This is a genomic window from Ruminococcus flavefaciens MA2007 (genome assembly GCF_000621845.1).
Lineage (GTDB): Bacteria > Bacillota > Clostridia > Oscillospirales > Ruminococcaceae > Ruminococcus > Ruminococcus flavefaciens_E.
The window spans coordinates 42,612-54,935 of record NZ_JHXF01000007.1 but is presented as its reverse complement, the minus strand read 5'-3'; the positions used below and the strand labels follow the sequence as shown (position 1 = coordinate 54,935).

General features: G+C 46.2%; 10 protein-coding genes and 1 riboswitch. All 10 genes read left to right on the top strand.

Features of this window, described 5'->3' with window-relative positions; genetic code table 11:
* Positions 1–5: 5 nt before the first annotated feature.
* The 10 genes from T497_RS0103480 to thiF all read left to right on the top strand — a co-directional run bounded on the left by T497_RS0103480 (position 6) and on the right by thiF (position 12,319).
* On the top strand, positions 6–1,583 hold the full coding sequence (locus T497_RS0103480; RefSeq protein ID WP_028514416.1) for a hypothetical protein: 1,578 nt from the start codon (positions 6–8) through the stop codon (positions 1,581–1,583).
* Positions 1,584–1,610: 27 nt separating this feature from the next.
* Complete coding sequence (locus tag T497_RS0103475; RefSeq protein WP_028514415.1) at positions 1,611–4,565, top strand: signal peptidase I; 2,955 nt, start codon at positions 1,611–1,613, stop codon at positions 4,563–4,565.
* Positions 4,558–4,980: a hypothetical protein gene (locus tag T497_RS0103470; protein WP_037324386.1), complete on the top strand. Its 423-nt coding sequence runs from the start codon at positions 4,558–4,560 to the stop codon at positions 4,978–4,980. Before T497_RS0103475 ends, T497_RS0103470 begins: the two co-directional genes overlap by 8 nt.
* Before the next feature lie 18 nt (positions 4,981–4,998).
* Entirely contained in the window at positions 4,999–5,226 is a 228-nt protein-coding gene (locus T497_RS0103465) for a hypothetical protein (protein WP_028514413.1), read from the top strand.
* Between the two features lie 147 nt (positions 5,227–5,373).
* Positions 5,374–6,567: a zinc ribbon domain-containing protein gene (locus tag T497_RS0103460; RefSeq protein ID WP_028514412.1), complete on the top strand. Its 1,194-nt coding sequence runs from the start codon at positions 5,374–5,376 to the stop codon at positions 6,565–6,567.
* A gap of 203 nt (positions 6,568–6,770) precedes the next feature.
* Complete coding sequence (locus tag T497_RS0103455; protein WP_196243007.1) at positions 6,771–7,481, top strand: response regulator transcription factor; 711 nt, start codon at positions 6,771–6,773, stop codon at positions 7,479–7,481.
* Positions 7,482–7,492: 11 nt separating this feature from the next.
* Positions 7,493–9,985, top strand: coding sequence for a sensor histidine kinase (locus tag T497_RS17295; RefSeq protein ID WP_051530501.1), 2,493 nt, complete (start codon positions 7,493–7,495; stop codon positions 9,983–9,985).
* A gap of 415 nt (positions 9,986–10,400) precedes the next feature.
* Positions 10,401–11,261, top strand: a complete 861-nt coding sequence (locus T497_RS0103445) for an SPL family radical SAM protein (RefSeq protein ID WP_028514410.1) — start codon at positions 10,401–10,403, stop codon at positions 11,259–11,261.
* Between the two features lie 65 nt (positions 11,262–11,326).
* Positions 11,327–11,433, top strand: a riboswitch (TPP riboswitch).
* A gap of 51 nt (positions 11,434–11,484) precedes the next feature.
* Positions 11,485–11,679, top strand: a complete 195-nt coding sequence (gene thiS, locus T497_RS0103440; RefSeq protein ID WP_028514409.1) for a sulfur carrier protein ThiS — start codon at positions 11,485–11,487, stop codon at positions 11,677–11,679.
* A gap of 4 nt (positions 11,680–11,683) precedes the next feature.
* Complete coding sequence (gene thiF / locus T497_RS0103435; RefSeq protein WP_028514408.1) at positions 11,684–12,319, top strand: sulfur carrier protein ThiS adenylyltransferase ThiF; 636 nt, start codon at positions 11,684–11,686, stop codon at positions 12,317–12,319.
* The last annotated feature ends 5 nt before the right edge of the window (positions 12,320–12,324 follow it).

The window sequence follows — 12,324 nt, the reverse complement described above, 5'->3', positions numbered from 1 at the left end:
ATATTATGAATGAATTCTTGAAATGGTTTTTTGCATTTATTTCTGAAATGCTCAAGGGCTATGCGGATATCGTAAAGGGCTTCGGGCACGGAATAAAGCAGATATTCAATATCAAAAACTATATAAATATCTTTAAGGAGCATTCTCAGGATTACAGCGCACTCAGCTGGGTGCTGTCGATACTGGCTATCATCATAGTCATCGCTATCTATGTGCTGATATTCATGATGATATTCCTCGGAATAAGGAAGTATATCCGTTTCCGTCATTCTATCGTCAGCAACGAGGACCTTCTCGAAGAGATAGGCGAGCTCCAGCGCAAGGTGCTGAAGATGACCAAGGAAAAGGACGAGATAATGGCTATGAAGGTCGCTCAGATGGGACTTCCTGCCGGTTCTGGCGCTCTTTCCCTTGCGGACGGCACTATGGCTGCTGAGGGCGCAGAGGGCGGCGGAGATGCTGCGGCTCCTGCTGTTGTGGAGAGCGGCGTTGTCCAGACCAACGAGCACAGATTCTCAAAGCTCATCGAGGTGGACACCTTCTACAAGACCTACGAGCCGCCTGCATATGACAATGAGATAGACCTTCCCGGCATTTGCGAGAACTTCCGCAATTTTGCCTGCTCGAGAATGCATCTTTACTACGAGCCCAAGATAATCTGGCTCTTTATGGCAGGTATGGCTTCCACGAAGCTCATTATCCTCCAGGGTATCTCAGGTACAGGTAAAACCTCGCTTCCTTACTCATTCGGTAAGTTTTTGCAGGTTGACACCACTATCGCTTCTGTACAGCCTTCATGGCGTGACAGAACGGAGCTTTTCGGATACTTCAACGAATTTACCAAGAACTTCAACGAGACCGAAGTTCTCAAGAGAATATATTCATCGGGCTATAACAACGATGTAAACCTTATCCTCCTCGATGAGATGAACATCGCCCGTGTCGAGTATTACTTCGCGGAAATGCTCTCTATCCTCGAAATGCCTAACGCTGACGAGTGGGAGCTGGATATCGTTCCAAACGTATGGAGCACCGATCCTGTAAAGCTCGATAAGGGCAAGATAGTTATCCCACAGAATATCTGGTATATAGGTACTGCTAATAACGACGATTCTACCTTTGCTATTTCAGATAAGGTATACGACCGTGCGCAGCCTATCAACCTTGACACCAAGGGCGTTGCATTTGACGCTCCCGATACACCGCCAATGAACCTCGGCTTCGATCATCTTGACAAGCTGTTCAAGGAGGCGTTCGACAAGTACCCGATCTCACAGGAAAATCTCAAGAAGATACAGCAGCTTGACCTCTGGGTAATCGAAAAGCTGAGAGTTGCCTTCGGTAACCGTATCCTCAAGCAGATGAACCTCTTTGTTCCTGTATATGTAGCCTGCGGCGGCGACGAGCTGGACGGCATCGACTACATTCTCGCAACAAAGATATTCCGAAAGTTTGAATCCCTCAACCTTGCAATGCTGAGAGAGGAGCTCCGCGAGCTCTGCGCTTACATGACCAAGACTTTCGGAAAGAATAAGATGAACGAATCTATAGCTTATCTCGAAAGACTCCAGAAGCTGTTCTGATTCGGATAAAGAGCAGGTGAGAAACAAGTGAACGACTTATACAGCAAATGGTACGAGCAGTTTGAGACTCTTTCCGAGACCTTCGGCAGCGATGAGTTATATCAGGCACTTGATTCTCTGCTGACCTCCAGCCGCAATACCTTCGCCTTTAACAGGAAGATAATGGAAAAGGCGATAGACGTATCATGGGTTGAGGCTATCGAAAACGGAATAAGCCATGTGGATAACTTCCTGAGAAATCCGCGTAAGACCATTGAGGACGTGGAGGAGATAGTGCCTATAGCGCTGTCGAGAAAAACTACAGTTGAATCGGTAAAGCACTTAGCACAGCATACCGACCTGATACAGAGCATTGACAAGAAAACGGGAAAGATAACTCCCTCAAAGATACTGAATGTCCATAAGGAGGAAAGTCTTTTCACCTATGAGAACAAGTTCGTCAATACTCTTATAGACAGACTTTACATATTCATAAATACAAGATACGAGAAGCTTGCGCAGGTATCCCGTGACGAGGAGGTATTCACCCTCGGATATGATACCGTCGTGGACGACGGCGCAGGCGGAAAAATGAAGATAGACGTAAAGATAGAGACCGTGGACAGCCTTGATACCTACGACGCCAACGGCTATACCGTATGGCAGCGAGTGGAAAAGCTGAAAACAGCTATTGAGGGCTACAAGGGCTCGGAGCTTTGCAGGGCTCTCGGAAACACCTATATCCGACCTCCTGTAATGCGTACAAACGCTATCATGAAAAACGTAGACCTGAAAGCTTGTCTTACTCTCTGGCAGTACATCGAGAGCTACGACAAGGTGGGCTACGAGATCAACGTGCAGAATACGGCAGTACAGCCCCAGCAGGACTATGTTGACGATTTCTACAAGCTGGTAGTTCTGAATCTCCTGCTTTTCCGTTCGTACATGAACAACGACAATGCGGATAAGCTGAAGGAGCTGAAATCCCACACCTCAAAACCAATGGCTCCTAAGTTCGTGAAGAAATTCGACAAGGAGCTGGCGGCGGACTACAGCGTATCATCGGAAACGGCGGCAGGCTATATCGCTGCCGAGGGAACATTCAGATTTGAAAAGCGACTTCCTGTTGACCTTAATGTAATGTTCGAGCAGCTGTCCGAGATCATAAAGATAGAAACGGCGTATCTTGCCGAGCTCGAACAGACAAGGGCAGAGGAGGAAAAGCGACGGCAGGAGGAGGAAGCAAGACTTGCCGAGCAGCAGCGTATCGAAGAAGCAAGACTGGCAGAGCTGGAGCGTATCCGAATCGAAAAGGAAGAGGAAGAACGCAGAGTTCAGGAAATGCTGGAAAAGAAACGCGCCGAGCAGGAAGCAGAGGAGCGGGAGCGCCAGCGGCTTGAAGAGGAGCGTCTTGCACGTCTGGAAGAGATACGGCTGCGAGAAGAAGAAAAGCGCCTGAAACGCGAGGAAGAAGAACGTATCGCTGCCGAGCGTGAGCGAATCAAGCAGAATAAGGAAATGGCTCGTAACGAGCTGGGCGAGGCGGAAGGTCTCGACGAAGAGGCTCTCCAGACCAGAGAGCCCGATCAGGAAGAGCTTGAAAAGCAGGCTTACAGCGAAGTCACTGATGAAGAGATCGCTGAGGCTAAGGCAGAAATGGAGACTGAGACAGAGGGCGAAGTCTTTGAGGATCCGAGAGCTGTTGCGGCACGAAAGAAGCTGGAGCAGCAGAGACTGGAAAAGGAACGAGCCGAGGCAGAACGGGCTCAGCGCCTGAAAGCCGAAAGAAAACGTCTCGAAAGCAAGCCTTTCAAGGAGATATACCGCGAATATTCGTGGAATCCTATATACGTTCTCATAAGACTTATACGGCATTTCTTAGCAGTGGTGCTGGGTATCGTGCCTGCGGACACGGATAACCCGAGGTACAGGCAGATACTTGCCGATAAGAAGAAAAAACAGGAACTCAAAGAGCGCGAAAAGCAGGAACGTCAGGACATGGAGGTCTACTACAAAAAGTATGCCCGCAGTGTTAAGTACGATTTACTGCGATTCATCAGCGATATGAAGTTCAAGCGCAGGAAGCGCAAGGCTGACAAGAACAAGCCGAAGCCTGCATATACTCCGCCTAACAGAACTCCGGAGGAGCAGAAGGCTATCGACCTTGAGATGAAGAGACTCTACAAGGAATATCACGTAAGCATCTTCAAGAAGATCGCACTTGCTGCTGCTGAACGCAAAAAGGAAAAGCTGGAGATAGAAAAGAGTATACGTGAGAGCGAAGCAAGCATAACCGGCGAGGGCGTAAATACAGCCGAAAAGGACGACGGATCAAACAGGATAGCAAATATCATAGTTGCTGTTATCACGGCAATAGCTCTTGTCTTTGTAATATACGTAATGGCTTGCTCGGCAAAGGGCAGGGCTGTAAACGTATTCGGCAAAAGTGTTCTTAAAGTCGTAACGGGAAGTATGGAGCCCTCGATACACGTGGGCGACTACATTGTCGTTGAAAAGACCGATACCAATGCGCTCTCAGAGGGCGATATAATCTCCTTCTATTCGGAGCAGAGCGATATAAAAGGACTTCTTGTGACTCATAGAATAGTGGGCAGGAATTCTGACGGAAGCTATATCACAAAGGGCGACGCAAATCCTGTTTCGGATACGGTAAGCGTATCGCAGGACAAGATAGTCGGAAAATATACAGGCAAGGCAAGGTTCTTTATCTGGGTGAACTCCTTTGTGAATGTAAAGAAGCTCCTTCTGCTGCTGGTAGTGATACCAATGCTGCTGATATCTATCTACGAGGCAAAGACCGTTGTGAAGATAGGCAGAGAGGCGGCGGAAAAGGATAAGCTCACTCCCGAGGAAAAACGCGAAGCCGCAATGCGTGAGGCTATCGAAAAGGAGAAGAAGCGCCTTGAGAAGATAGGCTTTGAGCCCGAAAACGAGGTGAATACGATTGAATCAAGAGAAACTGATGAAAAGGAGAATGATTAGAGCGATCATACTCTTTCTGATAACATTTGTAGCTCTTCTTGTATTCATCGCACTCTACATGGACGAGACTAAAAGAGTACAGGAAACATACCGCAAGCAGTACAAAGCGAATCTTACAAAGGTCGTTACCGACATAGATTCCTATACAAACGGCGAAGGCGATATGGAGCTGAGATATATGCGTATCGTCAGCGACATGAGCGCGGCAAATTCATTTGTATTCCTTATGGATTGTCCTGAAGAAAAAAAGAAAGCTATCAATGAAATAACCGCGTGCCTTATGAAGTATCCCGAGCAGATGAAAACAAAGCTTGAAGAGCTTAAAACGGCAGTCAATGATATCATTGACGAGCTGGACAAGGGCTACGACGAGGTCTCGGCAGTAGTCGGAGCGGTGGATAAACAAGGATATTAGTGCAGAGGAGGTTTTAAAATGGGTGAAAAAAGCCGTCTTAAAAAGGAAATAAAGCTCTGCATGAGCACTATTAAAGAGATCGAGCGAAAGCGTTCACGTTCACAGTCGGCTCTGGTACAGGCAATTCTTTTGCAGGAGCAGCCTGATGAAATGGACGTTGAGTGGTTCAACAAGTACACAGGCGAGATAACAGCCTGCCGTAATCATATGATAGAGCTTCAGAAGAAGCTTAAATCACTCGGATAAGCAAGGAAAAGCGGACGTCAGTGAAGAAACTGACGTCCGTTTTTTGTATAAGCGGCAAGCCGCCGCACCTTTTTTCACTGGAAATATTGCTATTTATGAGCTTATATGTTATAATATAGGCTGTAGAAAATTTTGGGTGGTGAATCTATGGCTGACGTAACAGTATACAAATGCCCTTCCTGCGGAGCTCCGCTGCATTTCGACATCAATGAGCAGCGTATGGTCTGCGGCTCTTGCTCAAACAGCTATGACCTTGAATATATACGTTCTAATTTCAATGAGGTAACTGACGAAAAGCCTGCTGATTTTAACTGGATAGAGCGTACAAAATATGTCTGGGAGCCAGATATGCTCGAACAGCTGGCGGAGTTCTCATGCTCCTCCTGCGGCGGAAACATCATTACAAAGAATACCTCGGCTTCGGCAAGGTGTCCGTTCTGTAATCATGAAGTAGTTATTTCCTCGAATTTTTCGGGAGATATTCGTCCCGACAAGGTAATACCGTTCAGAAAAAATGCTGAGGAATTTGCCGAAAAATACAGAGAGAAAATAGCAAGCGCAGGCTTTGCCCCCAAGGAGTTCAGAGATCCTGCTGTCACGGATAATATCGTGGGCTGTTATATCCCGATATGGCTTTACAGCTGTTCCTGCGGCTGCAAAGTGAATAATTACAGTGCAAAATATAAGGTGACCGATTATCCTATTCTGGGAACTGATATAAAAAAGGAGGCATTTTACTCCGTTGCACCCTTTTTGTATGATAAAGCCGAGGATTTCACCGAATCCTGTCTTACAGGCTTTTACGCAAGCAGGTACACCATAGGAGCTGAACACGTTCTGGATATTGTCGAAAAGGAAGTCAGACACGCCTGCTCTTCAAGGGCTTCTATTCTTGCAGGCGGAGACTATATCCCCGATTCACAGAACGCAGAAACTTCTCTCAGCGACTTGAAGCTTATGTATTATCTTGTGCCCGTATGGTTCCTGAACGTTACATATAAGGGCGAGGATTACACCTTTGCCATGAACGGTCAGACAGGTGAGTTCGCTTCTCCAAAAGTGCCTTTCAATTCCAAGAACAAGCTGCATTTCTGGGCTATTTTTCTTGTATGTGAAATTATAGCTTTCCTGCTCACATACTGTCTGGTAAAGGAAGACTATATGGATACATGGACAGGACTGTTTTTGACATTTCTGGTAACAGTATTCATATCAACTATCCCTGCTCACATAATAGCAAGTATCATACATCTGGTGCACTCTAAAAAGTACACCGGCGGACTGATGCCTGATAAGCCCTACAAAGTACAAAACGTAAACAGCTTTATCGAAGAGATGTAAGTCCGAACCGAATGAGCAGAAAATAAACGGCGAAAAGCTCCGCATTGCGGAGCTTTTTTCATGACTTCTGACAATATTAAGAAAAAATTAAGATTTTTGGCAGGGGAAAAATAAGAATAGCCATTTATAATATTGACAGAAGAACAGCAGAGCGGTAAAATATATAAGTACAATTAGTTTTTACTGCCGAAAGGACTTTTATCATGATAAATATCGAAAATTCTTCCATACTTGTGGTGGACGACGACCACGACATAGTAAACGCCATTGCGGCGCTTCTCTCACGGGAGGGGTATACTGTCTACAAGGCTTACAACGGACTTGAAGCCATAGACTCACTTATGCAGAACGACATACAGCTGATACTCATCGACGTTATGATGCCTAAGCTGGACGGCCTTTCGGCTATGATGAAAATACGCGCTACAAAGAATATCCCCATTATAGTGCTCTCAGCAAAGTCCGAGGACAGCGACAAGATACTGGGACTTTCCATGGGCGCCGATGACTACATCACCAAGCCCTATAATCCTATGGAGCTTGTGGCTCGCGTTAATTCCAATCTGCGCCGATATCTGAGCCTTGGTGCGGCAGACAGCGTCCAAAAGGAAAATGTGGTGCGCATAGGCGGTCTTGTTCTGGATAAGGACGCTAAACAGCTCTCTGTGGACGGCTCTCCCGTGAAGCTTACTGCTACCGAGTACAAGATAACGGAGCTTCTTATGACAAATGCAGGGCGTATATTCTCCGCAGAGGAGATATACTCCCGTGTATGGAATGAGGACTCCTATTCTATCGAGAACACCGTAATGGTACATATCCGACATATAAGAGAAAAAATAGAGATAAATCCCAGTGAACCGCGCTATTTAAAGGTAGTCTGGGGCATTGGCTATAAAGTGGAGAAACAATAGGAGTGATATAAATGATCCTTAAAAAGAGGCTGACGCGTATAATAGCGTTCATAATATCCTGCGTGCTTGTGGGAATATGTGCTTTTCAATGCGTATTCATTGTAAATGAGAACATGAAGCAGGTAGATTCACGCAGTAACCGCGATGATGTTATGGAAAGTCACGATTATACCCATGATATTAATCATCTGTTTGACCAGCTCTGGGCGGTAAGCAGCATATATCTGCGAAATACCGACAAGAACAGCAGATACACCTGCTCGAAGGAGTACGAAAAGTCAATAAAACAGGCAATGCAGGAGCTTGAGCTTATGGACATAAGCGGAAAGTTGACCATTGAAAACCCCCGTGATTTTGAATATTATGCAAGCTGCGGAGACAGAGTCCTCACCAATACCACAAAATCAGCAGAGGAACTTAAAAGTGACTACAGTATAGAATATATCAAGGGACAAACCAACTTTTTTCCTAAGGGAGTGAACTGGTATCATCAGGGCGAAAAGCGCTGGTATACTACAAATTATGGGCTGACTTACTATTTGATGTACGGCTCGCTGCCCAAGCAGGCAGTCGCACTGTATGACCTTGATACTACAGACTTAGAAAGCTATACCGACGACTTTGGGGCAGTTTTATATTATAAGACAGACGGAACTATGCCTGTTCCCGAGAATAATTACAGAAATAACGAAGAACTTGAATTCGAGCCTGCAAACAGAGAAGCATTCGAGCAGTTTGAACACGACGAGGAAAATGTATATTATGCACTTCCCGATGAAAGAAACGGATTTGAACCTAATGAAAGAGACATATGGTCAGAGGGAAAAAATGTGGAAAGTGTCGGAGATATGTCCGAGGTCACTGATACTGATATGTATATGTTCTTTGATGAGAACAGCCGAAACTGGATCAAAGTAAGCAAGGATAAATTTCAGAAATATGACGAAAAAAACAGCGATATAACAATTTATATCAAGCCTTCCGAAGCTCTTATCTCCGAGTATGAGCAGTATCAGACGATGCGCGGTAATATCGAGCAGGACTCTGTCCACAAGGCGATGCCGCTTATTCCCGTTGGCATAGCAGGCGCTATAATCGCGCTGCTTCTCCTTATTGCCTGCGGCTATGACGCAGAGAAAAAGAAATTCGTCCTTTCAATGCCTGACCGTATATTCGCAGAACTGCCTGTAGTATTCATCGCAGGGGCGGCAGCAGGCGTTTTTGCACTGCTTTATGGCATGGACGAGATCAGGACTGTCCTCGCGGAGTATTACACAAACGTGGATATGGGCGGGATAATCACAGGAAGTGCCTTAACAGCCTGTTATGCAATAGCACTTGGCTCACTGATAACACTTTCCACACGGCTTAAATGCGGAAGTGTCTTTAAAACTTCTCTCACAGGACGCATACTGGTTTTTGTATGGAAATACTTAAAAAAGCTTTTCTCTTTTATCCGTAAAAAGCTTGATCTTCGCAGTATAAGGCATATCGAGAAAAACTCCCTGAAAAAAGACATCTTTCTGCGAAGATTCCTTATCCGCACAGCCATAGCCGCTGCGGCAGAATTCTTTGTTTATATCGCAACTATCCCTTCAAGAGAGATCGAAGCGTTCCTTGTTTGCTCTGTATTTTTGCTTGTGCTGTATGTTATATTCAGTTTCCGCGACCATGCGGAGATAGCAGGCGTAGCAAAGCAGATAGCCGATATGAACGGCGGTGACTATTCACCGAGGACTGTTCCCGAGAAGTCTCCTGCATACGGCATGACAAATAACCTCAACAACATCTCCGACGGCATAAAAACAGCAGTTGACAAGCAGGTGCAGTCCGAGCGCATGAAGATAGAGCTTGTAACAAACGTATCCCACGATTTGAAAACTCCCCTTACGTCTATAATCAGCTACATCGACCTGCTTTCAGCAGAGGAGATGAGCCCTGCGGCAAGGGATTACGTGACTATCATCAGCCAGAAATCAGACCGCTTGAAAGCAATGGTATCAGACCTTTTCGACCTTGCAAAGGCTACAAGCCATACCGATGTAAGCAATGAGGAGATAGACGCAGTTATCCTCACTCAGCAGGTGATAGGTGATATGGCGGACAAGATAGCTCAGTCGGGTATGGAGGTCCGCACGGATATCAAGGCGCAGACTGCTCACATAATGGCAGAGGGCAGGAAGCTCTACCGCGTATTGCAGAACCTTATCGACAACGCGCTGAAATACTCGCTTGCAGGCACAAGAATATACGTAAATCTTGACAACGATGAGAAATTCACCCGTATTTCTGTCAAGAATATCTCCGCAGAGGAAATGGATTTCACTCCCGAGGAAATAATCGAGCGCTTTACCCGCGGCGATAAATCAAGAACTACCGAGGGCAACGGTCTCGGACTTTCCATAGCCAAGAGCTTCACCGAAGCCTGCGGCGGTAAGTTTGAGGTAGTCATCGACGGCGATATGTTCACAGCGAATGTGATACTGCCGCTTATAGAAAAATGATCTGTTTTGAATAAAATCAGAATACCTCTTGGGTTAACCGTGATACTCATATAGAAACTTATATTTATTTATCGGGGGAAACCTTTCTGAGGAAAGGTTCTCCCCCCATACCCCTTTCCAAAGACTTTTATCTGGTTTTTTCTCAGATAGGGCGCTCCATAAATGAAAAAATCCTGTAAAAATGCAGGTGCGCCCTATCTGAGAAAAAACAAAACGAAAGTTTTAGGGAGAGAGTTTGAGAGAAGCCCCTTTTTCAAAAGGGGTTCTCTCAATAATAAACATAAAACTTCTATATAAGTACTATGGTTAACCCGAGAGGTATTTTGCGTTTATCCGATAGAGTTTTTCGCCGCGGTTATTGCTATTTATATGCTGATATGTTATAATGAACTAAAAACATCGGGGAGCGTGAATCATGCATTTTGTGGAAGCAAAGGGGCTGTTGTCCTCAAAAAACGGAATGAATATCTACCGCGGCTGTACTCACGGCTGTATCTACTGCGACAGCCGCAGTCTTTGCTACAATATGACACACGCCTTTGAGGATATCGAGGTAAAAAGCAACGCTCCGCAGCTTCTGGAAAAGGCTCTGCGCTCAAAGCGCAGAAAATGCATGATAGGTACGGGCTCTATGTGCGATCCGTATCTGCCTATAGAGAGGGAGCTGAACCTTACGCGGAAATGTCTGGAGCTCATAGAGCAGTACCAGTTCGGAGCGGCTGTGCTTACTAAATCAGACCTTGTGCTGCGGGATACGGAGCTTCTTGCTTCAATCAATCAGCAGGCTAAGGCTGTCGTGCAGATGACCATGACTACCTATGATGACAGCCTTTGCAGTATCATCGAGCCTGCTGTCTGCAATACTCGCAGGCGCTTTGAAGTCCTCATGGAGATGAAACGGAATAATATCCCCACAGTTGCGTGGCTGACGCCCTTTCTGCCATATATAAACGACACAGAGGAGAATCTCCGCGGACTTCTTGATTACTGCGCCGAGGCAGGCGTAAAGGGCATAATATGCTTCGGAATTGGTCTCACCCTCCGCGACGGCAACAGGGAGTACTTCTATTCGGCGCTGGACAGGCATTTTCAGGGACTTTCCGACAGATACCGCAGGAAATACGGGCTCAGCTATGAGATAGTCAGCCCGAACCATGACAGACTAATGGGGATATTCCATGAGTTCTGCGAAAAATACGGCATTATGCGCAACAGGGAGTGCTTTGAGTATCTCAGTGAACTGCCAGAAAAGTACAGGCAGCTCACACTTTTCTGAGAAAGATGTGTGCAAAACGGCAAAATGGAAAATAGTACTTGATTTTCAAAAAATATGGTGATATAATAAGTTTACAGGGGAGCTTGTGGAACAGGCTGAGAGGAAGGTGATACCTTCGACCCTTCGACCTGATTTGGTTAATGCCAGCGTAGGGAGTATGCTTTATGAAATGCATTCGGGGAACTGCGTCAGGCGGTTTCCCGATTTTTGTTAGGAGGTAGCTATGGTAAAGATAAACGGAGAGCTTCTCGACAAGGACGGAAAAACTGTCACCGAAATGCTTGCTGATATGGATATAAGCGGTCAGCGCGTAGCTGTAGAGCTCAACGAGGAGATAGTCCCGAAGGCTAAGTACGGCGAGACTGTCCTCAAAGACGGCGACAAGATAGAGGTAGTGCGCTTTGTGGGAGGCGGCTGATACTGTGATACCCACAAGAGAAGAAATGTACAAGGCGCTTGAAGAGCGTCACGGTGCGGAGCTCCAAAGAAAGCTCAGTGCCGCTTCTGTAGCGGTATGCGGTCTGGGCGGTCTCGGCTCGAATATCGCGATTGCCCTTGCAAGGGCAGGCGTGGGAAAGCTCCACATACTGGACTTTGACAGAGTAGATATCTCAAACCTCAACAGACAGCAGTATTTTCCCGAACAGCTTGGACAGTTCAAGGCAGACGCCATGTACGATACACTAAAGCGTATCGCGCCATACTGTGATATTGTCAAGGAGCAGGTAAGGCTTGACGAGGAAAATATCCCGAAGCTTCTTGCTGAGGACGATATCATAGTCGAAGCCTTTGACAAAGCCGACCAGAAAGCAATGCTGGTGAACTGTGTGCTGGAGAATATGCCTGAGAAGTACCTTGTTTCAGGCTCGGGAATGGCTGGCATAGCGTCCTCAAATATGATAACCACAAAGCGCGTGACCAAGCGCTTTTACCTTTGCGGCGACGGAGTAAGCGACGTTGAAGACGGCATGGGACTTGTTTCGTCGAGAGTCCTTATCTGCGCAGGTCATCAGGCTCACGCAGTTATAAGGATGATCGCAGGAGAATTTGATATATAAGGAGA